The following is a 25,585-nucleotide window of genomic DNA, read 5'->3' as shown; positions in this document are numbered from 1 at the left end:
TGCAATAGGCCGGATTCCTTGCCCGCCGGCCACTTCTGGGCTAGTCAAGGCCCATGGGACAAGAGATTTTGCCGCCTTCCGGCGGAGACGACGACAACATCCAGCCGGTCGACCTCAAGGCGGCGCTCGAGCAGCGTTACCTTGCCTATGCGCTGTCGACCATCATGCACCGCGCGCTGCCTGACGTGCGCGACGGGCTGAAGCCTGTCCATCGCCGCATCGTCTACGCGATGAACGAGATGGGGCTGAGGCCTACTTCGGCCTTCAGAAAATGCGCCAAGATCGTCGGCGAAGTGATGGGTAACTACCATCCGCATGGCGACCAGTCGATCTACGACGCGCTTGCCCGTCTCGCCCAGGATTTCTCGCAGCGTTATACGCTGGTCAACGGCCAGGGCAATTTCGGCAATATAGACGGCGACAGCCCCGCCGCCATGCGTTACACCGAATCGAAGATGACGGCGGTCTCCGAACTGCTGCTCGAAGGCATCGATCAGGATGCGGTCGATTTCCGCGACACCTACGACGAATCGAATTCCGAGCCGGTCGTGCTTCCCGGCGCCTTCCCGAACCTGCTCGCCAACGGCTCCTCCGGCATCGCCGTCGGCATGGCGACCTCGATCCCGTCTCACAATGCGCATGAGCTTTGCGACGCCGCCCTGCATCTGATCAAGCATCCCGATGCGACCATCGAAAAGCTCGTCGAATTCATTCCCGGCCCGGATTTCCCCACAGGCGGCATTATCATCGACAGCCGCGACAGCATCATCGAGAGCTACCGCACCGGCCGCGGCGGTTTTCGCGTGCGGGCGAAATGGCAGACGGAGGATCTCGGTCGCGGCGGCTATCAGATCGTCATCACCGAAATTCCCTTTCAGGTGCAGAAATCGCGGCTGATCGAGAAGATCGCCGAGCTGCTGATCGCCCGCAAGCTGCCGCTGCTGGAAGACATCCGCGATGAATCGGCCGAGGACATTCGCATCGTCCTGGCGCCGAAGTCCCGCAGCGTCGATCCGACCATCCTGATGGAATCGATGTTCAAGCTGACGGAGCTCGAAAGCCGCTTTCCGCTCAACATGAACGTTCTGTCCATGGGGCGCATCCCCAAAGTCATGGCGCTGAACGATGTGCTGAAGGAGTGGCTGGACCACCGTCGCGAAGTCCTGCAGCGCCGGTCGCGCTTCCGCCTGGCCGCAATCGACAAGCGTCTCGAGATCCTCGGCGGTCTGTTGATCGCCTACCTCAACATCGATGAGGTGATCCGGATCATTCGCGAGGAAGACGAGCCGAAGCCGGTCATGATGGCGCGATGGGATCTGACCGACAATCAGGTCGAAGCGATCCTCAACATGCGGCTGCGCGCCCTGCGCAAACTGGAAGAATTCGAGATCCGCAAGGAGTTTGACGAACTCACCAAGGAAAAGAGCGAGATCGAGGCGCTGCTTGCCTCGGACGACAAGCAGTGGCAGACGGTTGCCTGGGAAATCGGCGAGGTGAAGAAGAAATTCGCCAAGGCGACCGAGGTCGGCCGCCGCCGCACCCAGTTCGCCGACGCGCCTGAGGCCGATGAAGAGGCGATCCAGCAGGCGATGATCGAGAAGGAGCCGATCACGGTCGTCATATCCGAAAAGGGCTGGATCCGCGCCCTGAAGGGCCACATCGCCGACACCGCGACGCTGACCTTCAAGGAAGGGGACGGCTTGAAGGTGGCCTTCCCGGCGCAGACGACGGACAAGATCCTGATCGTCACGACAGGCGGCAAGGCCTTCACGCTCGGTGGTGACAAGCTGCCGGGCGGACGCGGCCACGGCGAGCCGTTGCGTATCATGGTCGACATGGATAACGACCAGGCGGTGCTGACCGCCTTCGTCCATGATTCCGCGCGCAAGCAACTGATCGTGTCGACGGCGGGCAACGGTTTCGTCGTTCCAGAGGCGGAGCTGGTCGCCAATACGCGCAAAGGCAAGCAGATCATGAATGTCGCGCTGCCGGAGGAAACGCAGCTGCTGGTGCCGGTTAGCGGCGATCATGTTGCCGTCGTCGGCGAGAACCGCAAGCTGCTGGTCTTCCCGCTCGCGCAGGTGCCGGAAATGTCGCGCGGCAAGGGCGTGCGCCTGCAGCGCTACAAGGATGGCGGCATTTCCGATGTCCGCTGCTTCGCAATATCAGACGGCCTCGTCTGGGAAGACAGCGCCGGCCGCACCTTCACGAAGAACAAGGACGAGCTGGCCGAATGGCTGGGCGATCGCGCTAGCGCCGGCCGCACCGTGCCGAAGGGCTTCCCGCGCAGCGGCAAATTCGCCGGCTGAGGCTTTACGGCGCCGCGCACCTGTCCAGGCGCGCAAAGGACCGTCGTAACGCCTTGATTTTCTGTCGAATTAAATTCCGCGCTCGGCTCTTGGCGGGCGTGGGAACTTCTCTATCTCATTGCTGTTATCAAAATAAGAGAAGGCCGGTTGCGTGGGCGGACGGAGCGGCTGTGGTCCGTTGCGCCTCGAGAAGGCGCCCGTGCCCCTACCGGAGGAAAATCGATGCCCGCCAGCACCATCAAATTGCATGTCAGCCAGACCTACAAGGCCCCGCCCGCTGTGGTCTACGACGCCTGGCTCAACCCCGAAATTGCCCGCCGCTTCCTGTTTGCGACCGATGATGGACATGTCATCCGTGCCGACATCGACCCGCGTGTCGGCGGCCGTTTCTTCGTCGTTGACCGCCGCCCGACCGGCGACGCCTTTCATCAGGGCGTCTTTCTGGAATTGAAGCGCCCGCAACGCATGGTCTTCAGCTTTTCCGTCGAGGAGCACGACCACAATTGCGATCGCGTCGAAATCGACATCGAGCCTCTCGGCGGCGGCAGCCGGCTTACATTGACCCACGAAATGTGCGCCGAATGGGCCGCACACGAGGAGAAAACGCGGCAAGGCTGGGCGCATGTCGTCGAAGCCCTCGGCCGGGAACTGGAACAGCAGCAGTTGAAGGCTACCGGTTGAGCGGCACGCTGAAGTCCCAAGGGAAGCGCGTCGCTCCTTCATCGTTGTATGACATGGGGCCAGGCAAGCGACAACGTCACATCATGAGACTTGCCTGACGCTCTTGCGTCGCGCCATCCAGAGGGAATGCACGGCGATTGTCGCCGTCAGGATGCCGCCGCCGACGAGTGTCATGGTCGCGGGCGTTTCGGCAAAGATCAGCCAGACCCAGATCGGCGCCAGCACCGTTTCCAAGAGATAGAACATGCCGACTTCAGCCGCGGACAGATAACGTGGTCCTGTCGCCAGGCACCAGAAGGCGACCGGCATCACGATGGCGCCGTTGAAGAGGATCCAGCCGGGATGGACGATGGCAAGCCCTGAGGGCAGAGCCTGCGTGAGGCCGAGTACAGCCGGCAGGATGGCGGCAAGCAGCGGCACGAAGCCCATTTGCCGGCGAGAGGCACGCCCGACCGTAATGGCTGCGGCAAGAATGAGCGCGCTGAGAAGCGCCATGGCGTCGCCAAAAACATGGCCGCTGGAAAGTCCTTCGCTCACGATCAATCCGACGCCTGATATCATGAACAGCATCGCGACCAGCGTTGCGGCCGGAGGCTTCTCCTTGAGGAAAATCCAGGAAAGAAGAGCTCCGAACATCGGGTTGAAGGCGACGATGAAGACGACATTGGCTGTGGCCGTATTGAAGACGGCCAGCACGAAGGTGAGGGAAGAGAGACCGTAGAGCAGACCGGCGAGCAAACCGGGTCGCCCCGGAACGAGAACCGGCCACTTGCCCGAAACCAGGCGCATTGCTCCTAATATGACGAGCGTGGCGACGACCGTTGCTGCGCTCCGCATTCCGAGAATCGACCAGATGTCACCGTCGCCAAGGCGGACGAGCGGGATATCCATGGAAAGCGCCAGCCCGCCGATCGCCGTCAGCAGCAGGCCCTTCCGATGATTGGAAAGAGCGGTGGGGAGCATTTAGAGCCTTTGCTGGTCAGCTTGAAGCATTCTGCCGGAGCAGGTTTTCGTCAGGGCAGAAGCGATTGGCGACGGGCATACCCCCAAGTACGTCCGAGCCGATCGCCTCTGCCCTGGCTAGAGATGCCCGACCCACCGGCCGCACCGCTTCGCCATGGCGAAGCGACAAGTGCGTCCGGCGATTTTTTAGTCTTGCAGATTTGCCTGGCAAATCTGGGGGAGGGTTGGCTGAAACGGGCCGCCTGCTCGACCGGCCGGCTTGGCCGTAGATCTGGGCTACGACGCGCGCCGGCCGGTCGACCATCCGACTCCGTTTGAGCCAACAGAATGCTCCAAGCTGACCGGGAAAGGCTCTAATCGTGGGTGCTTTCGGGCATGGAGGAGGGGTCGAAACGCTCCCAGCCGCGCGGAGTGAGATGCTCCTGCGGCTGGAAACGGGTCTTATAGTCCATTTTTCGTGAACCCTGAACCCAGTAGCCGAGGTAGACATGCGGCAGGCCGAGCGCTTTCGTGCGCCTGACATGGTCGAGAATCATGAATGTGCCGAGCGAACGCCGCTCGAGCGCCGGATTGAAATAGGAATAGACCATCGACAGCCCGTCGCTCATCGTGTCGGTGAGTGCGGCGGCAAGCAGTTCGCCCTTCGGCCGCTCCTCCAGCCCGGAGCCTTCCTCGCGCCGGCGGTATTCGATGATTCGCGTGTTCACATGCGTGTCTTCCACCATGATCGCATAATCGAGCACGGTCATGTCGGACATGCCGCCCTGCTGGTGGCGGAAATCGAGATAGCGCCGGAAGAGTGAATATTGCTCGCTGGAAGGCTGGGCTGCGAATTCGGTGGCGATGACGTCGGAATTGGCGGCAAGCACCCGTTTCATCGATTTCGTCGGTTCGAATTCCTGGGCGAGAATCCGCACGGAAACGCAGGCGCGACAGGATTCGCAGGCCGGGCGGTAAGCGATGTTCTGCGAGCGGCGGAACCCGCCCTGGGTGAGGATGTCGTTCATCTCGGCGGCCCGCGGGCCGACCAGATGGGTGAAGACCTTGCGCTCCATCTCATGCGGCAGATACGGACACGCAGCCGGAGCCGTCAGATAAAACTGCGGGGATGGCGTCGTCTGCGTATTCATTTGTCGCGGAAGTTTCCTTGTCGAGACAGTGCCGTTTTCTGACAGCATGACCTAAGAATAGAAAACGTCAACAGCGCGGCGGTCTCCGCCCTTCATTTCAGTCTTCTAATTTTGGATATGGAGCATCGTGATCCCCGGTACAGGGAAGGCGGAGAGTTTTTTCGTCTCCGCCACCAGGTCCCAGGCAGCAGGATCTCAGGCAGTGCGCACTGTCACCGTGCCGACCAGTAGGTCGTGGATGAGACGGCTGCGCTCGATAAACAGGCCGGCAAGCAGGATGAGCGGCGTCAGCACCGAGTTGAGGATCCAGAACAGCGCCAGATGCACGATCGCCGTCAGGAAATCCATCGGCCGTCCATCGACGCGCACGATCGCAATCCCCATTGCCCGCATGCCGAGCGAAGCCTGGCTCGGTCCGCCGACGGTCAGGCCGAAGTAAAGGCCGGCGACGATGACGAAGAGGGCAGGGTAGAGGAAGAAGCCGAGGCCGAGCGTGACGATCGAAAGGAAGAACAGAACGATCGCCGCGGGAATGCACAGCAGCGCCACGATGAGGTAATCGAGCATGAAGGCAAACACACGGCGGCTCAACACGCCGCTATAGGCGCGCCAGTCCTCCGGTGCGGCATAAAGCGGATTGGGGTTGTAGCTCATCTCGATCTCCTCTCGCAAAAGCGACGCCGCTGATATGGTGTCGGCGGGGCGAAATACAATCATTCGCCCCGAAATCACCTCTTTGCGAGAATTTTCGCCACCTCGACCGCGAAATAGGTGAGGATGCCGTCGCATCCCGCCCGCTTGAACGACAGCAGCGTTTCGAGCATCGCCCGCTCGCCGTCGATCCAGCCGTTCATCGCTGCCGCCTTGATCTGCGTATACTCACCGGAAACCTGGTAGGCGAAGGTCGGCAGGCCGAAGGCCTCCTTCATCCGCCAGCAGATGTCGAGATAAGGCAGGCCGGGCTTGACCATCAGCATGTCGGCGCCTTCCTCGACGTCGAGGGCGGCGTCGCGGATCGCCTCGGTGCCGTTGGCCGGGTCGATATAATAGGTCTTCTTGTCGCCTATCAGCAGGCCGCCTGTCGAGATCGCCTCGCGATAGGGGCCGTAGAAGGCAGAGGCGAATTTCGTTGCATAGCTCATGATGCCGACGCTCTGGTGGCCGGCGGCATCGAGCGCCATGCGGATGGCGCCGATGCGCCCGTCCATCATCTCCGACGGCGCGATGATGTCGGCGCCAGCATCGGCCTGCATCACGGCAGCGCGCGCCACCTGATCGACCGTCTCGTCGTTGACGATCTCGCCGTCTCTCAGAATGCCGTCATGGCCATGGCTGGTGAAGGGGTCGAGCGCGATGTCGGTGATGACACCGATCTCCGGCACCGCCTTCTTGATCGCCGCCGTGGCCTTATTGATCAGATTGTTGGCCTCGAGGCTGTTCGAGCCTGTCTCGTCACGTAGCTCCATCTCGATATTGGGAAAGGTCGCCAGCGCCGGAATGCCGAGATCTGCCGCTTCGCGGGCGGCCTCGACGGCCTTGTCGATGCTCATGCGGTTGACGCCGGGCATGGCCGGGATCGGATCGATGATGCCGGAACCCGGCACGATGAAGATCGGCCAGATCAGGTCGTCGACCGTCAGCCGGTTCTCCTGCACCAGCCGGCGCGTCCAGTCCGCCTTGCGGTTGCGCCGCATGCGGCGATGGCCGGTGATGTCGTCGACGAGATGCGTCTTATCTTGCATGATATCTGTCCCTGGCCCATTCCATTTATCGGAGCGCTCATTATCATGGCGCCCGGAAAATCCAAACCGGACGATTGGCCGCGGCGGAAAAACTGCTTGTAACGATCCGATCCCGAACCGATGTTTGCGCCATGGAAACCGAATCCCCGACACTACCGAAACGCACGCTGGCGGATCTTCTCTTCATCCTCCTCCTGAGGCTGGTGGCCGTATCCTGCTTCTGGTTCGGTCTCCAATATTGGGCGATGCTCGTCGGCTATTCCTTGGTCGGCGCCGGCCGCTTCGATCTTTTGAACCTGCCGTGGAAGGTGGCGAGCACCAGCCTTGCCGTGCTTTTCCCCGTCGCCTCCCTCGGCCTCTGGCTTACCGTCTCCTGGGGGCCGGTTATCTGGGTGCTGGCAGCAGGCGGGCAGATCCTGATGTATGGCCTGCTGCCTGATATCTTCGGACCCAACAAGCTGATCATTCTGCTGCATCTCATGGTCGCCGCGGTCTACTGCATATTCCGCCTGTTGCTCTGGCTGGAAAAGCGCCGGCACCGCCGCCAGGTAAGTGTTGATTTACCCTGAGACAACGTGGAGTTTCCGGTAAGGCTCCATTAAGCCTGCGGTTTAAGTCGAATTTTATATGTATTCGATAGGGTCTCACTCAAGGCGGGAAGAAAACGACACCGCCAAACAAACAGTGAGGCAGTCAATATGAACACGAAAATCAAGCCGCAGGCGGTATCCAACTTCCGTGACCAGCAGGATCAGGGCATCCGTGATCTTTACATGGAATCCCTTCATCTGGTCGAACGTCTTCATCGCCGTCTTCTCGACGTCATCAAGGACGAGTTCGACCGCCAGGGTCGCAGCGACGTCAACGCCATCCAGGCGCTGCTCCTTTTCAACATCGGCAATTCCGAGCTGACCGCCGGCGAGCTGCGCTCCCGTGGCTACTATCTCGGCTCCAACGTTTCCTACAACGTGAAGAAGCTGGTCGACCTCGGCTTCATCAACCACCAGCGCTCCCGCATCGACCGCCGCTCGGTCCGCATCAGCCTGACCGACACCGGCCAGGACATCGCCGAAACGGTCGCCAAGCTCTACGAACGCCACATCGCCTCGATCGACAAGGTCGGCGGCATCGGCACCGACGAGTTCACCCAGATGAACAAGCTGCTCCAGCGGCTCGACCGCTTCTGGAACGACTCGATCATGTATCGCCTCTAAGACCCTCGACCTCCTTTCAGGGTTGAAGAAAACCGGATGCGTTCCCTGCGCGTCCGGTTTTGCCGTTTGCGCCCGCGTGGCATCTTTGCAACGCATGGCAGGCAAGCGTAAGGGCCGGTATTCAAGCCGTTTTTTAGCCGTTATTAACCGGCACGATTTACCTCGTCACATGGTTCGTTGCGTGATGACTCGGCCATCGGCAGCGATCTGCGGTCCCGGCAACACGAATTGGCCATATTGGTGTGGCAGCGGAAGGTTAGCAACCGGCGCTTTCAATGGACCAGGAACGTTCAGGCTTCCGCATCGCAGTCTTGTGATGCGGGGCAGGATTTTCCGATGTGCCGGGAGAACGAATGGATAGGGATCTGCGTTACGGCGCAGTGATATCGCAAAGCGCCGCGCTTCCTTGCATGCGGCATTCAGTGGTTGGGACTATGTCGAAGAAAAACGGAAATGAAGCTCTCTCGCGCCGCGCTTTCCTTGCGTCCGCGGCAACGATTGGCGCCAGCGCTATGGCCGCGCCGGCATTGGCGCAGTCGGCGCTCGATACGCTGATCAACGCGCCGCGCCGCGGCAACTGGGACGACCAGTTCGATGCCAAGGCGGCTTCGCGCACGGCGACCGCCGTCGTTTCCAATACGCCGATCCTCGGTCCCCAATCGGTCGCGAGCGCACAGCAGGCGATCATGCAGTATCAGCAGATTGCGGCAGCCGGCGGCTGGCCGGAAGTCAATCCCGGTGATCAGCGCCTGCAGCTCGGCGTTTCCTCTCCCGCCGTCCAGGCGCTGCGCCAGCGCCTTGCGATCACCGGCGACCTGCCGCGCGAGGCAGGCATGTCGAACGCCTTCGATTCCTATGTCGACGGCGCCGTCAAGCGCTTCCAGGCGCGTCACGGCCTGCCGTCCGACGGCGTTCTCGGCGAGTTCACGCTGAAGGCGATGAACATTCCGGCCGATGTCCGCCTGCAGCAGTTGAACACCAATCTGGTCCGCCTGCAGACCTTCCCGGAAGATCTTGGCCGCCGCCACCTAATGGTCAACATTCCGGCCGCCTATGTCGAGGCCGTCGAAGACGGCAGCGTTGCGACGCGCCACACCGCGGTCGTCGGCCGTCTGAGCCGACCGACGCATCTCGTCAACTCGAAGATCTACGAAGTCATCCTCAACCCCTACTGGACCGCGCCGCGCTCGATCGTCGAAAAGGACATCATGCCGCTGATGCGCAAGGATCCGACATATCTCGAAAAGAACGCGATCCGCCTGATCGACGGCAAGGGCAATGAGGTTTCTCCGGAGACTGTCGATTGGAACGGCGAGGCGCCGAACCTGATGTTTCGCCAGGACCCGGGCAAGATCAACGCCATGGCGTCGACGAAGATCAACTTCTACAACAAGAACGGCGAGTACATGCACGACACGCCGCAGCAGGGCCTGTTCAACAAGCTCATGCGTTTCGAATCGTCGGGCTGCGTCCGCGTTCAGAACGTGCGCGACCTGTCGACCTGGTTGCTGCGCGAGACGCCGGGCTGGAACCGCCAGCAGATGGAACAGGTGATCGCAAGCGGCGTCAACACGCCGATCAAGCTCGCCACCGAAGTTCCGGTCTATTTCGTCTACATCTCCGCCTGGGGCATGCCCGACGGCATCGTCCAGTTTCGCGACGACATCTATCAGATGGACGGCAATGCCGAGCTCGCACTCGACACCACGGCCGGCATGGAACAGCCGGTTCAGTAAGCGGCGACCTCAGCATCGTGATTTTGAGAACCGCGCCTCGAGGGCGCGGTTTTTTTATGCCGGGCAGGGCGCTGCGTCATGCGGCCGCCATTCATCGGCGCCGCGCTGTCGCAAAATGGCCGGAGCGCGCGCTTTGCTCAGCAAATGTCGTTCTTCGTATTGCCCTTGCCACGGCGGAAGGCTAATACCTCAGCGCATTCCAGTTGAGGAGCCCGCCCATGACCAATGCTTCCACCGAATCCTTCTTCAATCGCTCGCTTGCGGACGTTGATCCGGAAATTTTCGGCGCGATCGGAAAGGAACTCGGTCGCCAACGGCACGAGATCGAACTGATCGCTTCCGAGAACATCGTCTCCCGCGCCGTGCTGGAAGCCCAGGGCTCCATCATGACCAACAAATATGCCGAGGGTTATCCGGGCAAGCGTTATTACGGCGGCTGCCAGTTCGTCGATATCGCCGAGGAACTGGCGATCGAGCGCGCCAAGAAGCTGTTCGGCGTCAATTTCGCCAACGTCCAGCCGAATTCCGGCTCGCAGATGAACCAAGCCGTGTTCCTGGCGCTGCTGCAGCCCGGTGACACCTTCATGGGTCTCGACCTGAATTCGGGCGGCCACCTGACGCATGGTTCGCCGGTCAACATGTCGGGCAAGTGGTTCAACGTCGTTTCCTACGGCGTGCGCGAAGGCGACAACCTGCTCGATATGGATGAAGTCGCCCGCAAAGCCGAAGAGCACAAGCCGAAGCTGATCATCGCCGGCGGCACCGCCTATTCCCGCATCTGGGACTGGAAGCGCTTCCGCGAGATCGCCGACAGCGTCGGCGCCTATCTGATGGTCGACATGGCTCACATCGCCGGCCTCGTCGCCGGTGGCCAGCATCCGTCGCCGTTCCCGCATTGCCATGTCGCGACGACGACGACGCATAAGTCGCTGCGCGGCCCGCGCGGCGGCGTCATCCTCACCAATGAAGAGGATCTCGCCAAGAAGTTCAATTCGGCTGTCTTCCCGGGCCTGCAGGGTGGTCCGTTGATGCACATCATCGCTGCCAAGGCCGTCGCCTTCGGCGAGGCGCTGCAGCCGGAATTCAAGGATTACGCCGCTCAGATCGTCAAGAACGCCCGGGCGCTGGCCGAGACGCTGATCGCAGGCGGCCTCGACGTCGTCTCCGGCGGCACCGACAACCACCTGATGCTCGTTGACCTGCGCAAGAAGAACGCCACCGGCAAGCGCGCCGAGGCAGCTCTCGGCCGCGCCTATATCACCTGCAACAAGAACGGCATTCCCTTCGACCCGGAAAAGCCCTTCGTCACGTCAGGCGTGCGTTTGGGCGCACCGGCCGGCACGACGCGCGGCTTCAAGGAAGCCGAATTCCGCGAGATCGGCAATTTGATCGTCGAGGTTCTCGACGGCCTGAAGGTCGCCAATTCCGATGACGGCAACGCCGCCGTTGAAGCCGCCGTGCGCGGCAAGGTGGTCAACCTCACAGACCGCTTCCCCATGTATGGCTACATGGGGTAAGGAGTAGCGATGCGCTGCCCCTATTGCGGTTCGGAAGATACCCAGGTCAAGGATTCGCGTCCGGCGGAGGACAACACGTCCATCCGCCGGCGGCGTATCTGTCCGGATTGCGGCGGCCGCTTCACCACCTTCGAGCGCGTCCAGCTGCGCGAGCTGATGGTCATCAAGAAGACTGGCCGCAAGGTGCCCTTCGATCGTGACAAACTGGTGCGCTCCTTCGAAGTGGCGCTCCGCAAACGCCCCGTCGAGCGGGATCGCATCGAGCGCGCCGTTTCCGGCATCGTCCGCCGGCTTGAGAGTTCCGGCGAGACGGAAATCTCCTCCGAGCAAATCGGCTTGCAGGTGCTGGAAGCCATGAAGAGCCTCGACGATGTCGGCTTCGTGCGTTACGCCTCGGTCTACCGGGATTTCTCGCTTGCCGAGGATTTCGAGAAGGTCATTTCCGAAATCAACGCCAAGATCGCCCGCGACCCGCTGGACAGATGAGCCATGAGAGTCTCGGCGGAGGACGAAGGTTTCATGGCGGCGGCGATCCGCCTATCGCGCCGGCATCTCGGCCGTACCGCCACCAACCCTTCCGTCGGCTGCCTGATCGTTCGTGACGGCGTCGTCGTCGGCAGTGCGGTCACGGCTCTCGGCGGCCGCCCGCACGCCGAGCCGCAGGCGCTCGCCGAAGCCGGCGAACTCGCCCGTGGCGCCACCGCTTATGTGACGCTCGAACCCTGCTCGCACCACGGTAAGACGCCACCTTGCGCAGAGGCGCTGATCGCCTATGGCATTGCCCGCGTTGTCGTCAGCGTCACCGATCCTGACCCGCGCGTCTCGGGCCGCGGCATCGCGATGCTGCGCAACGCCGGCATCGAGGTGACGCCAGGCGTGCTGGAAACAGAGGGCCGGCGCTCGCTGGCCGGCTATCTCACCCGCCAAACGAAGAACCGCCCCTATGTGACTCTCAAGCTTGCCGTTTCCGCCGATGGCATGATCGGCCGTGAGGGGAAGGGCCAAGTGGCGATCACAGGTCCGGAGGCCCGCGCTGAGGTTCAGACGCTGCGCGCCGAAACCGACGCGATCCTCGTCGGCATCGGCACCGCGATAGCAGATGACCCGCTTTTGACGGTGCGCACGCCAGGCCTCGAAGCACAGTCGCCGATCCGCATCGTCCTTGATCCCGCGCTGGCATTGCCGTTGACGAGCAAGCTGGTTCAGACGGCGCGGGACGTGCCGGTGATTGTGGTGGCGAGGGAAGAGGTTTCGCCGTTGGGGGCGGATGCTGGGGCGCCGACCACTGACCCCGCCGACATGGACTCCCGCCGCACCGCGCTCGAAGCCGCCGGCGTCGAAATTGTCTACTGCAATCCTTATCACCCCGAGGTCTTGCTCCCGGCGCTTGCGACGCGGGGCATTTCTTCGCTTCTGGTCGAAGGCGGCGCAAAGACGGCGCGGCTATTCCTCGAAGCCGGTCTTGTCGACCACATCCAGCTCTATCAGGCGCCTGTCGCCCTCGGTGAGGGCGGTATTGAATCCCCGTTGCAGGCAACCGACATACCATCCGGTTTCATGCATATGAGCACGCGAATCTTTGGCGACGATCGCCTGGACGAATATGAAAGAGGGCTTTGATGTTCACCGGAATAGTCACCGATGTCGGTATAGTAGAATCCGTTTCCCCCCTGAAGGAGGGCATCAAGCTGCGCGTCGCGACCGCTTATGATCCCTCCACCATCGATATGGGTGCATCCATCTGCCATTCCGGCATCTGCCTGACCGTGACCGGCCTGCCTGATGAAGGCAGCAATGGCCGCTGGTTCGAGGTGGAAGCTTGGGAAGAAGCGCTGCGGCTGACGACGATCGGCACCTGGCAAGAAGGAAGCCGCATCAATCTCGAGCGGTCGTTGAAGATCGGCGACGAGCTCGGCGGCCACATCGTTTCCGGCCATGTCGACGGCAAGGCGGAAATCCTCTCGGTGACATCGGAGGGTGACGCCACCCGCTATCGCCTGCGTGCGCCCGAACATCTGGCGAAATTCGTCGCCCCCAAGGGATCGATCGCACTGGACGGCACTTCGCTGACCGTCAATGCTGTCGACGGCACCGATTTCGATGTCCTGCTCATCCGCCACACGCTCGACGTCACCACCTGGGGTGAGCGCAAGGCCGGCGATTTTGTCAATTTCGAAGTCGACACCATGGCGCGTTACGCTGCCCGGCTGGCGGAATTTCCGAGTGCGCGAGAAGCCGGAAACGTCTGATCCATACGGACGAACGCATAACTGCGAAAATCGCGGTCGATTTTGCAGTTATGCGGGTTGAAAGGGACAGCGCGTCTGGTCGGCCAGACAGTTCACCAATCCGGGGACAGCTTCCGCAGGTACTGGCCGTAGGCACTCTTGCCGAGCTTCTCCGCGAGCTTGGCGAGTTCGGCCTGCGAGATGTAACCCATGCGCCAGGCGACTTCCTCGGGACACGCGATCTTGAAGCCCTGGCGTTTCTCCAGGGTGCTGACGAAACCCGCGGCATCGTGCAGGCTGTCCGGCGTGCCGGTGTCGAGCCAGGCATAGCCCCGGCCCATCAACTCCACGAATAGCTGGCCGCGCTCGAGATAGGTGCGGTTGACGTCGGTGATTTCCAATTCACCGCGCGGTGACGGCTTCAGGTTGGCGGCGATATCGACCACCTGCTGGTCGTAGAAATAGAGGCCGGTCACCGCCCAGTTCGATTTTGGCTCCTTCGGCTTCTCCTCGATCGACAGCGCATTCATCTTTTCGTCGAAGCCGACGACGCCATAGCGTTCCGGATCGGTGACATGATAGGCGAAAACTGTCGCGCCTTCGCGACGACTCGTGCCAGATTTCATGATTTCCGGCAAGCCGTGCCCGTAGAAGATGTTGTCGCCGAGAACGAGTGCCGAGCTGTCGCCGTGCACGAAGTCGGCGCCGATGATGAACGCCTGGGCGAGGCCGTCCGGGCTCGGCTGTACGGCATAGTTCAGCGAAATTCCCCATTGCGAGCCGTCGCCGAGAAGGCGCTTGAAGGCTTCGACGTCGTGAGGCGTGGTGATGATCAGCAACTCCCTGATGCCGGCGAGCATAAGCGTCGTCAGCGGATAGTAGATCATCGGCTTGTCGTAGACCGGCATCAACTGTTTCGAGACGGCCTCTGTGATCGGATGCAGACGTGTGCCTGTGCCGCCGGCGAGGATAATTCCCTTCATGCCAATCTCCTTAAAGACCTTTATTCAAAAGGTCTTGCATGACCACCATCATGGACTGCTTCCACTCCGGGAGTCGGATTCCATATGTTCTGGCGAGCTTGTCGCCGCTGAGACGCGAATTGGCGGGACGCATCGCCGCCGTCGGATAATCCGCCGTCGGGATGCGTTCGACCTCGACCTTTTTGCCGCCGGATTTATGAAGCTCCGCGAATATCTCTTCGGCGAAGTCCGCCCAGCTAGCTTCGCCGCTGCCGGTCAGGTGAAAGGTGCCGCGGAGCGATGGCGCAGGATCCGCTACGATGCGGGTTGCGATCGCAAGAATCGCGTCGGCGATGTCGAGTGCCGAGGTCGGGCATCCTGTCTGATCGGCGACAACGCGAAGATGATCGCGCGTCTCGGAAAGCCGCAGCATCGTTTTCAGGAAATTGGTGCCAAAGGGCGAATAGACCCAGGCAGTGCGCAAGATGACGTGGTTCGGGTTCACCGCCGCGACGGCCTTCTCGCCCGCGAGTTTCGAACGCCCATAGACGGAGATCGGCGCCGTGGCATCCTCTTCGGAATATGCGGAGGCCTTGTCGCCGCTGAAGACGTAGTCCGTCGAAATGTGGATCACCGGGACCTCGATCCGCGCGGCAGCCTCGGCAACCGCCCCGGCGCCGGTCGCGTTGACTGAGAAAGCAAGCTCGGCTTCGCTCTCGGCCTTGTCGACCGCCGTATAGGCGGCGGCCGAGACGATCAGATCTGGGCGCAGAGCCGAGAAGGCGGCCGCAATGCTTGTGGGATTCGCGAGGTCCATTTCCGGGCGCCCGACCGCACTGATGTCGACGTCCGTTTCGGCGCCACGTCTGAGCAGCGACTGAACGAGCTGGCCCTGTTTGCCGGTGACGGCAATGCGCATCGCTTATTGTCCTTTGAGAACGCCGAGGCGTTCGCCGGAGTAGACGTTCTCGCGCAGCGGCCTCCACCACCATTCGTTTTCCAAGTACCAGTGCACCGTCTTCTCGATGCCGGTTTCGAAAGTCTCTTGCGCCTTCCAGCCGAGTTCGCTTTCGAGCTTCGAGGCATCGATCGCATAGCGTGCGTCGTGTCCCGGCCTGTCCGTGACGTTGGCGATCAGATGTGCATGAGGTGCTTTGTCAGCGTAGACGCTGTCGAGGATCGCGCAAATGCGATGAACGACATCGATGTTCCGGCGCTCATTGCGGCCGCCGACATTGTATTTTTCCCCGGGGCGTCCTCTGGATGCGATCGTGAAAAGCGCGCGGGCGTGGTCTTCGACATAGAGCCAGTCGCGAACATTCGCGCCATTGCCGTAAACCGGAAGAGGCTTGCTCTCTAATGCGTTCAGGATCATCAGCGGAATGAGCTTTTCCGGGAAATGGAACGGGCCGTAGTTGTTGGAGCAATTGGAGACGACGACGGGCAGGCCATAGGTGCGGTGCCAGGCGACCGCCAGGTGGTCGCTCGCGGCCTTGGAGGCGGAGTAGGGCGAGGACGGATCGTAAGGCGTCGTCTCCGCGAAGAGGCCCTCGTCGCCGAGCGAGCCGTAGACCTCGTCCGTCGAGACATGCAGAAAGCGGAAGGCGCTCTTGCTGCGCGCGTCCAGCCCGTCCCAATAGTGCCGCGCGGCATCCAGCAGGCTGAATGTGCCGACGATATTGGTCTGAATGAAATCGGCAGCGCCCGAGATCGAGCGGTCGACATGGCTCTCTGCGGCGAGATGCATGACGATATCAGGGCGGAAGGACGCGAATGCTTCCTGCATCCTGGCGTGGTCGCAGATATCGGCGCGCAGGAATTGATAGTTCGGCGCCGATTCGATGGATTTCAGCGATGCCATATTGCCGGCATAAGTCAGTGCGTCGACATTCAGCACCTCGGCGCCGATCTCGCTGACAAGATGGCGCACCAATGCCGATCCGATGAAGCCCGCTCCGCCCGTGACCAGTATGCGCATCGACGATCAATCCTTGGGTTGCTGTGTTGAATAAGAAAAATGGCTTGGCAGATCGGCGAGCCGCGGCAGTGTCTTGTCTTTGTCGGACGACACTATCTCTCTCTCATCGAACGGCCAGCGAATGCCGATCATCGGATCGTTCCACGCGATACCCCGATCATGCTGCGGGCTGTAGGGTGCGGTTACCTTGTAGCTGATAACGCTGTTCGGCTCGATCGTTACAAATCCGTGCGCGAAACCGGCCGGTATCCAGAGCTGCTTGCCAGTTTCCGGCGAGAGTTCCTGAGAGAGCCATCTGCCGAAGCTCGGCGATCCCTCGCGGATATCGACGACGACATCCATGATCCGACCGGCAAGGCAGCGCACCAGTTTGCCCTGGGCAAAGGGCGGGATCTGGAAATGCAGCCCCCGGACGGTTCCAGCCTGCGCCGAAAGCGACTCATTGTCCTGGATGAACGTGACGTTGGCCACATTTTCCCGGAACCAGGCATCCTTGAATACCTCGGAGAAGTAGCCGCGGTGATCGCCGAAGCGTGGCGGCGTGATTGCAACAATGCCCTCGATGGCTGCGGTCTCAATGCGCATGACTTACCTTTTCTGCGGCCTTCATGACGCTCATCAGCATGTCCGCCTGCGAGCGGCTCCGCATGGCCGCAAGGCCAGTCGCGGCAGTGGCATCGCGCTCGTCTGCGTCTGCGATCAGCTTGTAGCAGCGGTCGATCATGTCGTCATAGCGCTCAATTGCCAAGCCGCCGATAAAGGGCTGGAGGTCTGGATCGCGGCTATCACCTTCCGTCAGCACGCAAACGCGATTAGCGAGCAGATAGGAAATACGCACGATCTCGAAAACGCCACTCGCATAATGATGGATGTTTATGACGATCTTGGCGCGGGCAATCGCCGCATCGCGTTCCGCACCATAGATGTTAAAGAGATGCGCGACCTTGAGCCCGCTGTCGTTCAACGTCTTCAGGATATGGTGGCGGCGTTCGTTCATCGAGCCGTAGAAGAGGACGTCGATATCCTTGACGGGGTTGTGCTGGATTTGGCTCAGGCAACCGCTGTAACCGATTTCGAGGACACCGGCGTGATCGATGCCCTTGGCGGCAAGGTTTTCGCGGTTGCGCGGGCTGTAGTCGAGCACCGGCATCGCCCTCAGGATCGACATATAGCGCGAATTGATCCAGCTGCTTTCCTCGGACACCTGCTCGAGGTTGATGATGACGCTGTCCTTCGGCAGATGGGCGGCGATTTCGGCGGGGAGAAGATTGCCGCCGTAGATGATCGGCGCACGGCCTGCGAACGCGTTCATGTCGCGGACGATCGGTGCCGAGCCGCCGAGTTCCTCGAAGGCGCCTTGCAGGCCGAGCGCGACTTCGTCGAAGGCGTGGCTGTGATTGTAGTTTTCGGGCGTCACGATCCAGATGCAGTGACGGTCCTTGTGCGCCTGCCATCCGCCGGCAAAGGGCTGCAGCGGGTTGCGGAGCGGCTGCTCGATTTTCGGCGCGGCTGATATAGCGGGCCTTTCCATCCGTATCGGCTGCTGCGGCGTCGGGGTGGCGCCTGATGCCTGCGGAGCATAGGCGCGCATCAATTCGCGGCCGCCGATGAACTGGCCGCGCGGCATCCAGGCGGGCGGATCATCAGCCATCCAGATCAGATGCGGCTGCTTGATGAGCGGCTGGCGGCCTTCCTGCCACGAGGTCAGGAGCGCCTCGTCAAGGCTCTTCAGAAAGGCTTCCTTGGCGGCGAAGAGCCCATGCAGCAGACGGCCGAGGCGGATACCAAATTTCCATTCGAAATCGGCAAGGGCCGGCACGAAGGCGGCGATTTTCAATCCGGAGGCGGCAGCCTGCTGGACATAAAGCCCGAGCAGGCGCTCGATCACGAAGGGGCGCATCTTCGCATTGGCATCGCGCGAATAGTGAGCCGTGCCGGCATAGGCAGTACCCGCCGGCGTGCCGGCGCGCGCTTGGTGTTCCAGCGACTCGAGAATGCGTTCGCAAAAGGCGAAATACCCGGACCAGAATTTCCGGTTGCCGCAGAAATAGTTGCAGAACGCGAAGGCAGTCTTGTCCTGAGGCGGCGCGATCGGATAGCCGAGGTTCTGGATATGCAGGAAGATCGGGTCCATGCCGGGATGACCGCCAAGCAGCGAATGTTCCCAAACGTTGCTGTAGATCGCCGCGTGGCCGATCAGCGGATTGTAAAGATAGGCGTCCGCACCTTCTGCCCTGGCCTTTTCCGCCTCCGTGACAAAGGACGGGAAGCTCGTCACCGACTTCATCTCGAATTTGCTGGAGAGCAGCCCCCAGAATACGTCGTCGCCGAGGCCGATCGCCTCGTGATGCTGATACAGGGTGCGGAAGAGTTCATATTCGCGGGTCGTGGCCTGCGTATTGAACGAGATATCGAGCGGCATGGCCGCTGCGTCGATCTGGCTGCGTTGCGAAGGGTCGAGATAAGGTTGATAGATAATGACAGATCCCGTCCCGGCAGCTTTCTCCGTGAGAAGCGCCAGATCAGGAAGACCGGCCGGCAAAGAAGAAATGGGCTGATTGATCGTCAAGGTATCGTCCTTCGCGAATGGCTGCCGTCTTCGTGATTCACGATACGGCATTCGTATGGGGGTCGACTATTGGACGTGAAGCTTGCGCCACACTGTTGACAGGAATTTCGCTGGTCAGCTTCGCAACAGGTTAAGCCGTGATGTTCGTACCAGGCCCATTTCCGAGATAGGGCCCAACCCTGGACGGCGTCATGAAAAACGAAAAGATCTACGTAACGAAGCCCAGCCTGCCGCCGCTTGAAGAATTCATTCCTTCGCTTGAAGCGATCTGGAACAATCGCATCCTGACCAATGGCGGGCCGTTCCATGAGCAACTTGAGCAGGAGCTCTGCAATCATCTCGGCGTGAAGCACATCAGCCTCTTTTCAAACGCTACCGTTGCGCTGCTGACGGCGCTTCAGGCGCTGCGCGTCACGGGCGAAGTCATCACCACGCCTTATTCCTTCGTGGCCACTTCGCATTCGCTTCTCTGGAACGGCTTAAAGCCCGTCTTCGTCGACATCGACCCGGTGACCCTCAATCTCGATCCAGCGAAGATCGAGGCGGCGATCACACAGCAGACGACGGCGATCATGCCGGTGCATTGCTACGGCCACCCTTGCGACGTCGATGCGATCCAGAAGATCGCCGATCTCTACAATCTCAAGATCATCTATGATGCCGCCCATGCCTTCGGCGTGGAAGACGAACGGGGAAGCGTTCTCAATCACGGCGACCTCTCCATCCTGAGCTTCCATGCGACGAAGGTTTTCAACACATTCGAAGGCGGAGCCATCATCTGCCCGGACATCAAGACGAAGACCCGCATCGACCAGCTGAAGAACTTCGGTTACGTCGATGAAGTGACCGTGGTGGCGCCGGGCACGAACGGCAAGATGAGCGAGTTCAACGCTGCGCTCGGCCTGTTGCAGCTGAAATACATCAAGTTTGCACTCGAAAGGCGGGAGCTCATCGACGGTGCATACCGCGAGCGGCTCCGCGGCGTTGCGGGCATTGAATGCCTGGACCGTTCCGGCGAGACCGTCTCCAACTTCTCTTATTTCCCGATCCTCGTCCGCGCTGGCTATCCCATTTCACGCGACGGGCTCTACGAGTTACTGAAGGAAAACGGCATTCATCCGCGCCGCTATTTCTATCCGCTGATTTCAAGCTTCTCGATGTATCGCAGCCTGCCTTCCGCCCAGCCGTCGAACCTGCCGGTCGCAAGCGAAGCAGCACTACAGGTGCTCTGCCTTCCTATCTATCCGGACATGGAGATGGAGATCGTCGACAAGGTCTGCGGGCTGATCCAGTCGGTTTAAAACACGATCTTCCGGATGTCATGTCGCACCGCAGATAGAAACGATCTGCTATGCGGTATCCCTCGCCAATAGGCCAGGCGGCCTCCCTTGTCAGCAGGATTTGGAACGCGGGGCCTGCCAAACAAGAAATTGCGAAACCGCGCATGCAGCCGGCAACTCACAAGAAAACGGCGTGACCATCGATCACGCCGTTTTCTTCATCCTGTAGACGACAGATTAGAGTGCCAGTTGCGGAGCCTGGATTTCGAGCCGCTCTGTCACAGGGCGCCGTACGCCCCGCGGCTCAATTTCGATCCAGCGCTTTTCCAGCCGCGAGCGTTCGATCGCTTCCAGCAGCCGCAGTCCTTCTTCCGCCTCATCGAGCCCGAGCACATAGGGATGGGGCAAGCGTGCGCTATTGGTCTTGCGCTGCAGGAGGGCGTCCGCAAGATCGGCATAATAATTCGCGAAGGCTTCGATGAAGCCCGAAGGATGACCCGCCTTGAACCGCTCATAGCGGCTAGCGTTGGCGATCATGATATCCGGGCTGGCGCGATCGAGGATCTGCTTGCGGCCGTTGCGGTCGTAGAAATGGGCAACTTCGGGGGTTTCCTGAAGCCATTCGATTGATGCCTTGGAGCCATAGAGCCGCACACGCAGGCCGTTGCGTTGCCCGAGGGCTGTCTTGCCGTACCACATGCTGCAATGCAGGCCGCCGGCGCATCGCACGAGCGCCTGCACATTGTCGAGCACCTGCGGGAAGTTGCCGAAACTCTGGCTGGTCGCGCAGACTTCTTCCGGCTCTCGCTGGGTAAGAAAATGAAGCAACGAGTGCACATGAACGCCGAGATCGAGCGAAACCGTCGGCACGGGACCGTCGCGCAAGCGCCAATCTTGTGGCGTCATCGGTGTCCCGTCGCGGCGGAAACGGAGGAAGCTCTCCTGCGGCATCTCAATATGGATCTGCTGCAATTCGCCGAAAACACCATGCTCGACCATGCCACGGATTTCGCGGAGCATGGGGTATCCCGTGTAATTGTAGGTTACGGCCAAAAAGGTCCCATTACTGCGCGCATTGTCGATCGTGCGCGTCTCGGCGCTCGAACCGGCAAGAGCCTTTTCCGAGATCACCGGAATACCCGCCTCGAGTGCGCCGACAACCTGCTTCGTATGCTGCTGCGTCGGCGTAAGCACGACGAGAGCATCGATGTTGCCGGCTTCTTTCGATAGCAAAGTATCGAAGTCGCCATGGCAGCGCTCCGGTGAAATGCGGTACTGTTCCGCCGTCTCGCGATTGATCTCCTCATGGCGGCTGAAGCAGCCAGCGACAAGATCGAATTTCTGATCAAGCTCGATTGCATCCCGATGAGCGCGGCCTACAGCAGAATTGACGGCGCCGCCCAGAAACGCGAGGCGCAGCTTTTCCGGTACTCCTTGGCTTGATCGGCTCATGCGAAGTCTCCTTGCATCGTTTGGAGCGAAATGAAGGTCTTGAAATCCGGCACCACCTTCAGCATCTCGTCTCGCGTCTCGAAGCGGGCGTAGAGGATGGCCAGCTTGTCGAACGGTGCCGAATTCATCGGCTTGCCGGTGGTCTTGAGTTGCGCGATGCGGACATCGGATGATGGAATGGAATGTGAGAAGGAAAACGGCGTCGAGGGCGTGTCGGAGGTGATGGTGTGGCGCCCAAAAAACAGCGGCGGTTTGAAGCGCGGATTGACTGAAAATTCCTCGCCCAGCAGCAGCGTTATGACGAGGTCGGCATAATCGATGCCGAGAGACTGATCCACAAGTGAGCCGTAAAGGTCACCCGGGCAGCGTCGCATGCATTCGACGATCCAGACATCGTCGCCATTTGACAGGAACTGCGTATGGATGAGGCCGTCCTGCAGTCCGAGCAGCTTGACGACACGCGCCATAATGGCACGCGTCTTCGAACGAACAGTTTCGGAGAGCCGCGACGGATGATTCGATGAATCGACCTGGTATGGGTAGATTGTGCAATATTCGTCGACGAAGACGTCGAAGACGATTTCCTGATCCTTGATGAAGGCGGAATGGCTGTGCAGGCTGCCTTCGACGAATTCCTCTATCACGATCTCCGCCGCGCGCGAGTTGCGCCGGGCGTCGGCGACGGCGTCGGTAAGTTCTGTCCTGTCGAAAACCTTCGTGACGCCACGACCGCTGAAACTGTCGCTTGGCTTCACAAGCAGCGGATAGCGCAGTTCGCCGGTCTCGACCGGCGAGTCGCCATGCAAGCGCACCGAACGTGGGGCAGGGATATCGTACTGCTCGGTGAAGCTGCGGAACGCCTGCTTCGTGTGAATGATCGTCGCGGTTTCCATGGAATCGAAGCGCGGGAATCCGAGCTTTCCGGCGACGAAGGTGGTCGACATATAGGCAAGGTCGTTGCCGGTCGGCACGATGAAATCGAAATCGCCGTTCTCGACGAGGGAGAGCAACACAGTCGGATCGCTGTAGTCGATGAAATGCGACTGATCCGCATGCGCGTGGCAGGGCTCATCCGGCCGGTTTCCGCACACGGAAATATGCAGGCCGCGCCTCTTCAGGGCAAATAGAAGGGGAACTGCGCTGAAGTTGCTGCCGACCAGCAATGCTCTCTTGGTCATTCTCAAATCCCTCCCACATCCCCTGACGAGTTAGGGGCGTTGCGCATCAAACCGCTGGAGCTGCAGATTAACAGCTCTCTTCCATCCGCTTGCGGTGTTCAAAGACTCGAAAACGGACGCGGTGATCAAAATCATAAGCTGCGGGCGTTTCCCGAGGCTTGCTGATCGAGGCGGTTGACTTCCAATCGCTTCGATCAGTGTTTCAGCGCTACAGGATGACTTTCTGCAGGATCCGCTGGGGGCTTATGCCGAGGGCCTCAATCTGATCATAGATTTCCGGCGCGCTTTGCACGGCGCCGATCATGATCGGCAGGTCATCCGACAGGGCCGAATGAGGAGCGCGCACTTCGATGCCGCCGAGCCTCTGGCCGATCATTTCGGGGCGCGGATCTATGAAATAGGCGATCTTGCTCGTTTTGAAGAACTGCGACTTGCGGCGAATGATCTGAGCTTGTCCGCCAATCCCCCAAACCACAACGCCCTTAGGATGGACCGGCTCGAATGCCGTCTCCAGCACCGAAGGTTCCAACTTGGATTTCAGCAATTCCAGAGTATCCGGCGTAACCGTCAAGATCCGCTGCCAGACGAGATCGTCAAGGAAAATGAGACGCGCGCCGCGAACTCTCAGCAGATGGTGAAGTTCTACGATCGACACTAACTGCTCATCGGTCACGCGATCCGTTTTGAAATCGCAGCTGATTTGGAAGTTGCAATCGGTCAAGCCATTCTCGACGATCAGGTCGGCGTATTGCCGGAGTTCGTCCGAGGAGCTGTTTTCCGGCAAGAGAATATATTTTATGACGACGTTGCGCGAAGAGCAGGCAGCATAGCGGCGGAGGTTTTCGAATACTCGCTCGAAATGTTTGTACTTGCGAATCTCGTTGAAATTCTTGCTGTTTCCGGCGTCGATGCTGGTAACGATATGAGCCTGATCCTTCCGGAGAAGGTCTGCAAGGGGCTCCGAATACATTGTCGCGTTGGTGATGACGCGCTGCTTAACATTGGAAATGCCCTCAGCCAGTTTGCTGAGCAGCTCGTCGAAGCGCGGCTCGACCGTCGGTTCGCCGCCGCCCCAGACGATATATTCCATGTTCTCGAGGGCCTTGGCATCCTTTAACGTGTCAATAAATGCGCCCGCATCATAAGCAGGCTTCTTGCCGCCAAAATACGTCTCGCTGCAATAGGTGCAGCGCATGTTGCAAAGCGAGTGATGCTCGAAGGAAAGATACTTGACGCCCTGATTGAGCGGCCGCCCCCAATCCTCGAATCTCAAGAAGGGACAACCGCGGCATTCATCTGAGTTGTCTCGGTTGATCTCGAGGAACAGGGCATCCTTTGCCTGCTTGATATCGCCGTAGGTGAACTCGAAGTCCTTGCCGTTACCGCCAAAAAGAACCACATCGCCTTTCAGCTCGCCTTCATAGGTGAAGCGCTTGCAGCAGGTGCGCACCTCGCCGGGTCCGAGCAGAATGGAATGATGAAGGTCGTAGCAGCTCCAGAGCTTCGGCGCGATTTCCGCGAAGACTTTCAGCATATCTTCGGTCGTATCGCCTTTTTCCATGCCGTTCATGAAGGCATCGAAGGTGATCCGGTATTTGGTGCGGAAGCCGGATGGCGGAACCGGCAGGGGATAGACGATCTCGGCAAGCTTCATTGAGCGCACGACACGGTCGTGAAGCGTGGAGAGGATCTTGCCGGCATCCTCGAGCTTGACCACCTTGCCGGGCAGCAGCCTGAGCAGGCGAGACGCGGTCACGTTGATGATGCCCGTCAGGAAAGGATTTTTCAGGTCAGGCCACATAGGCGTGTCCGCCACGAGCGCATGCATGGCGTCGAGCGCATCGAAGAAGCCGTCGACGTGACGGGTGCTGAGAGAATTGACGATTGAGCCCTGTGTATCGAGCTTGCGGTAGATCTGCCGGTCGAGACTCTTGACCGAACGCGCGCGCATCAGCGCGTGAAACATGTAATCGACGTCCTCGTGAAGGCCGCCGCGGAACATGATGTTGTTGTCGAGGAGGAAACGGCGGCGGAACAGATGGAAGATGACTGATCGATCAACGCGATCCTGAAGATAATCCGCCAGCCTGTCGGCGCCCTCGACTCGGGCGAGATCCTCGCGGATGCTGGCTTTCAGGCTATTGCCGGTTTCTGCGTCATGAAGGCTGGAGTTGAACGCGAGGATATCCGTGAGGTCTTCGACGGATGCTTGAAGCATCTCCAGAAAGTTGTTCTCGACGACGTCGTCGGCATCGACAAAGCAAATCCATTCGCCTTTTGCTCTGAGTACCCCTGCATTCCTGGCGATACCGGGTCCGCCGTTGCCGTCGAGGCGCAGGACACTAACGTTATTATGCCCACGAGCTATCTCTTCGGCTTTAGCGATCGTGTCGTCCGCCGAGCAATCGTCGACGACAATAATTTCAAATGCCGTCTGCCCCTGCTGACTTAATAGGCTCTGCAGGCATCGCCCAATGACGTTTGATGCGTTGAAGGCGGGGACGACGACGGAAAAAGACGCCTGCACGATCTGCTCGCGTCCGCTGATACCCGCCATTGTAGCATCCATCAACTGCATCATTTGAAATCCTCTGCCTGCATGATCGCTCCATGTCGACCATCAATTAAATCGTGAGAATTGTGCGA

General features: G+C 60.2%; 22 protein-coding genes. 10 read left to right on the top strand and 12 right to left on the bottom strand.

From position 1 onward, the window contains the following. Positions 1-53: 53 nt before the first annotated feature. Entirely contained in the window at positions 54-2,309 is a 2,256-nt protein-coding gene (gene parC / locus HJC04_RS23790) for a DNA topoisomerase IV subunit A (protein WP_221147289.1), read from the top strand. Positions 2,310-2,531: 222 nt separating this feature from the next. After that, positions 2,532-2,990, top strand: a complete 459-nt coding sequence (locus HJC04_RS23785) for an SRPBCC domain-containing protein (protein WP_184453111.1) — start codon at positions 2,532-2,534, stop codon at positions 2,988-2,990. Between the two features lie 81 nt (positions 2,991-3,071). On the opposite strand, the gene HJC04_RS23780 is transcribed toward HJC04_RS23785, so the two are convergent. The 4 genes from HJC04_RS23780 to hemB all read right to left on the bottom strand — a co-directional run bounded on the left by HJC04_RS23780 (position 3,072) and on the right by hemB (position 6,825). After that, a complete protein-coding gene (locus HJC04_RS23780; RefSeq protein ID WP_221147288.1) occupies positions 3,072-3,953 on the bottom strand; it encodes a DMT family transporter in 882 nt (293 codons plus the stop codon). Positions 3,954-4,306: 353 nt separating this feature from the next. Beyond that, positions 4,307-5,083, bottom strand: a complete 777-nt coding sequence (locus tag HJC04_RS23775; RefSeq protein WP_011424835.1) for an arginyltransferase — start codon at positions 5,081-5,083, stop codon at positions 4,307-4,309. A gap of 195 nt (positions 5,084-5,278) precedes the next feature. Then, positions 5,279-5,737 (bottom strand): RDD family protein, encoded by a 459-nt coding sequence (locus HJC04_RS23770; protein ID WP_221147287.1) that lies wholly within the window; start codon positions 5,735-5,737, stop codon positions 5,279-5,281. Between the two features lie 74 nt (positions 5,738-5,811). Next, on the bottom strand, positions 5,812-6,825 hold the full coding sequence (hemB, locus tag HJC04_RS23765; RefSeq protein ID WP_221147286.1) for a porphobilinogen synthase: 1,014 nt from the start codon (positions 6,823-6,825) through the stop codon (positions 5,812-5,814). Between the two features lie 131 nt (positions 6,826-6,956). Between hemB and HJC04_RS23760 the strand changes: the two genes are divergently transcribed. From HJC04_RS23760 to HJC04_RS23730, 7 genes are all read left to right on the top strand, one after another. Continuing rightward, on the top strand, positions 6,957-7,394 hold the full coding sequence (locus HJC04_RS23760; RefSeq protein ID WP_210628371.1) for a DUF6163 family protein: 438 nt from the start codon (positions 6,957-6,959) through the stop codon (positions 7,392-7,394). A gap of 129 nt (positions 7,395-7,523) precedes the next feature. Continuing rightward, positions 7,524-8,039 carry a transcriptional regulator LdtR gene (ldtR, locus tag HJC04_RS23755; protein ID WP_210628370.1) on the top strand — a complete coding sequence of 172 codons (516 nt, stop codon included), beginning with the start codon at positions 7,524-7,526 and terminating at the stop codon, positions 8,037-8,039. Between the two features lie 434 nt (positions 8,040-8,473). Then, entirely contained in the window at positions 8,474-9,775 is a 1,302-nt protein-coding gene (locus HJC04_RS23750) for a murein L,D-transpeptidase (protein WP_210628369.1), read from the top strand. A 218-nt stretch (positions 9,776-9,993) separates the two neighbouring features. Continuing rightward, positions 9,994-11,292: a serine hydroxymethyltransferase gene (gene glyA, locus HJC04_RS23745; protein WP_210628368.1), complete on the top strand. Its 1,299-nt coding sequence runs from the start codon at positions 9,994-9,996 to the stop codon at positions 11,290-11,292. 9 nt (positions 11,293-11,301) lie between these two features. Continuing rightward, the gene (nrdR, locus tag HJC04_RS23740) at positions 11,302-11,778 is read left to right on the top strand and encodes a transcriptional regulator NrdR (RefSeq protein WP_003547190.1); all 477 of its coding nucleotides are present in this window, start codon (positions 11,302-11,304) and stop codon (positions 11,776-11,778) included. 3 nt (positions 11,779-11,781) lie between these two features. After that, positions 11,782-12,912: a bifunctional diaminohydroxyphosphoribosylaminopyrimidine deaminase/5-amino-6-(5-phosphoribosylamino)uracil reductase RibD gene (ribD, locus tag HJC04_RS23735; RefSeq protein ID WP_221147285.1), complete on the top strand. Its 1,131-nt coding sequence runs from the start codon at positions 11,782-11,784 to the stop codon at positions 12,910-12,912. Beyond that, positions 12,912-13,541 (top strand): riboflavin synthase, encoded by a 630-nt coding sequence (locus HJC04_RS23730; protein ID WP_221147284.1) that lies wholly within the window; start codon positions 12,912-12,914, stop codon positions 13,539-13,541. The genes ribD and HJC04_RS23730 overlap by 1 nt, the downstream gene beginning before the upstream one ends. Before the next feature lie 92 nt (positions 13,542-13,633). On the opposite strand, the gene rfbA is transcribed toward HJC04_RS23730, so the two are convergent. The 5 genes from rfbA to HJC04_RS23705 are packed head-to-tail and all read right to left on the bottom strand — an operon-like array spanning position 13,634 to position 19,029. Next, the gene (gene rfbA, locus HJC04_RS23725; protein ID WP_210628365.1) at positions 13,634-14,503 is read right to left on the bottom strand and encodes a glucose-1-phosphate thymidylyltransferase RfbA; all 870 of its coding nucleotides are present in this window, start codon (positions 14,501-14,503) and stop codon (positions 13,634-13,636) included. Between the two features lie 10 nt (positions 14,504-14,513). Continuing rightward, positions 14,514-15,401 carry a dTDP-4-dehydrorhamnose reductase gene (rfbD, locus tag HJC04_RS23720; protein WP_221147283.1) on the bottom strand — a complete coding sequence of 296 codons (888 nt, stop codon included), beginning with the start codon at positions 15,399-15,401 and terminating at the stop codon, positions 14,514-14,516. Between the two features lie 3 nt (positions 15,402-15,404). After that, complete coding sequence (gene rfbB, locus HJC04_RS23715) at positions 15,405-16,460, bottom strand: dTDP-glucose 4,6-dehydratase (protein WP_221147282.1); 1,056 nt, start codon at positions 16,458-16,460, stop codon at positions 15,405-15,407. A gap of 6 nt (positions 16,461-16,466) precedes the next feature. Further along, entirely contained in the window at positions 16,467-17,045 is a 579-nt protein-coding gene (gene rfbC, locus HJC04_RS23710) for a dTDP-4-dehydrorhamnose 3,5-epimerase (protein ID WP_210628362.1), read from the bottom strand. Continuing rightward, positions 17,035-19,029 (bottom strand): glycosyltransferase family 1 protein, encoded by a 1,995-nt coding sequence (locus tag HJC04_RS23705; protein WP_221147281.1) that lies wholly within the window; start codon positions 19,027-19,029, stop codon positions 17,035-17,037. The genes rfbC and HJC04_RS23705 overlap by 11 nt, the downstream gene beginning before the upstream one ends. Positions 19,030-19,220: 191 nt before the next feature. On the opposite strand from HJC04_RS23705, the gene HJC04_RS23700 reads away from it, so the two are divergent. Further along, a complete protein-coding gene (locus tag HJC04_RS23700) occupies positions 19,221-20,330 on the top strand; it encodes a DegT/DnrJ/EryC1/StrS aminotransferase family protein (protein WP_221147280.1) in 1,110 nt (369 codons plus the stop codon). A gap of 216 nt (positions 20,331-20,546) precedes the next feature. On the opposite strand, the gene HJC04_RS23695 is transcribed toward HJC04_RS23700, so the two are convergent. The 3 genes from HJC04_RS23695 to HJC04_RS23685 form a co-directional block, all read right to left on the bottom strand. After that, positions 20,547-21,761 carry a Gfo/Idh/MocA family protein gene (locus HJC04_RS23695; protein WP_210628359.1) on the bottom strand — a complete coding sequence of 405 codons (1,215 nt, stop codon included), beginning with the start codon at positions 21,759-21,761 and terminating at the stop codon, positions 20,547-20,549. Beyond that, on the bottom strand, positions 21,758-22,939 hold the full coding sequence (locus tag HJC04_RS23690) for an acetyl-CoA carboxylase biotin carboxylase subunit family protein (protein ID WP_221147279.1): 1,182 nt from the start codon (positions 22,937-22,939) through the stop codon (positions 21,758-21,760). The genes HJC04_RS23695 and HJC04_RS23690 overlap by 4 nt, the downstream gene beginning before the upstream one ends. 208 nt (positions 22,940-23,147) lie before the next feature. Then, positions 23,148-25,496, bottom strand: a complete 2,349-nt coding sequence (locus HJC04_RS23685; RefSeq protein ID WP_259668933.1) for a glycosyltransferase — start codon at positions 25,494-25,496, stop codon at positions 23,148-23,150. Positions 25,497-25,585: the final 89 nt, after the last annotated feature.

It is taken from the genome of Rhizobium sp. NLR8a (assembly GCF_019685235.1).
Taxonomy (GTDB): domain Bacteria; phylum Pseudomonadota; class Alphaproteobacteria; order Rhizobiales; family Rhizobiaceae; genus Rhizobium.
The sequence above is the reverse complement of the archived record's forward strand: the minus strand, read 5'-3'. Positions and strand labels throughout refer to the sequence as shown.

Bases quoted from the DNA above. Each gene is read 5' to 3' on its own strand.
- parC (WP_221147289.1), top strand. From the start codon at position 54: ATGGGACAAGAGATTTTGCCGCCTTCCGGCGGAGACGACGACAACATC.
- HJC04_RS23785 (WP_184453111.1), top strand. From the start codon at position 2,532: ATGCCCGCCAGCACCATCAAATTGCATGTCAGCCAGACCTACAAGGCC.
- HJC04_RS23780 (WP_221147288.1), bottom strand. From the start codon at position 3,953: ATGCTCCCCACCGCTCTTTCCAATCATCGGAAGGGCCTGCTGCTGACG.
- HJC04_RS23775 (WP_011424835.1), bottom strand. From the start codon at position 5,083: ATGAATACGCAGACGACGCCATCCCCGCAGTTTTATCTGACGGCTCCG.
- HJC04_RS23770 (WP_221147287.1), bottom strand. From the start codon at position 5,737: ATGAGCTACAACCCCAATCCGCTTTATGCCGCACCGGAGGACTGGCGC.
- hemB (WP_221147286.1), bottom strand. From the start codon at position 6,825: ATGCAAGATAAGACGCATCTCGTCGACGACATCACCGGCCATCGCCGC.
- HJC04_RS23760 (WP_210628371.1), top strand. From the start codon at position 6,957: ATGGAAACCGAATCCCCGACACTACCGAAACGCACGCTGGCGGATCTT.
- ldtR (WP_210628370.1), top strand. From the start codon at position 7,524: ATGAACACGAAAATCAAGCCGCAGGCGGTATCCAACTTCCGTGACCAG.
- HJC04_RS23750 (WP_210628369.1), top strand. From the start codon at position 8,474: ATGTCGAAGAAAAACGGAAATGAAGCTCTCTCGCGCCGCGCTTTCCTT.
- glyA (WP_210628368.1), top strand. From the start codon at position 9,994: ATGACCAATGCTTCCACCGAATCCTTCTTCAATCGCTCGCTTGCGGAC.
- nrdR (WP_003547190.1), top strand. From the start codon at position 11,302: ATGCGCTGCCCCTATTGCGGTTCGGAAGATACCCAGGTCAAGGATTCG.
- ribD (WP_221147285.1), top strand. From the start codon at position 11,782: ATGAGAGTCTCGGCGGAGGACGAAGGTTTCATGGCGGCGGCGATCCGC.
- HJC04_RS23730 (WP_221147284.1), top strand. From the start codon at position 12,912: ATGTTCACCGGAATAGTCACCGATGTCGGTATAGTAGAATCCGTTTCC.
- rfbA (WP_210628365.1), bottom strand. From the start codon at position 14,503: ATGAAGGGAATTATCCTCGCCGGCGGCACAGGCACACGTCTGCATCCG.
- rfbD (WP_221147283.1), bottom strand. From the start codon at position 15,401: ATGCGCATTGCCGTCACCGGCAAACAGGGCCAGCTCGTTCAGTCGCTG.
- rfbB (WP_221147282.1), bottom strand. From the start codon at position 16,460: ATGCGCATACTGGTCACGGGCGGAGCGGGCTTCATCGGATCGGCATTG.
- rfbC (WP_210628362.1), bottom strand. From the start codon at position 17,045: ATGCGCATTGAGACCGCAGCCATCGAGGGCATTGTTGCAATCACGCCG.
- HJC04_RS23700 (WP_221147280.1), top strand. From the start codon at position 19,221: ATGAAAAACGAAAAGATCTACGTAACGAAGCCCAGCCTGCCGCCGCTT.
- HJC04_RS23695 (WP_210628359.1), bottom strand. From the start codon at position 21,761: ATGAGCCGATCAAGCCAAGGAGTACCGGAAAAGCTGCGCCTCGCGTTT.
- HJC04_RS23690 (WP_221147279.1), bottom strand. From the start codon at position 22,939: ATGACCAAGAGAGCATTGCTGGTCGGCAGCAACTTCAGCGCAGTTCCC.
- HJC04_RS23685 (WP_259668933.1), bottom strand. From the start codon at position 25,496: ATGGCGGGTATCAGCGGACGCGAGCAGATCGTGCAGGCGTCTTTTTCC.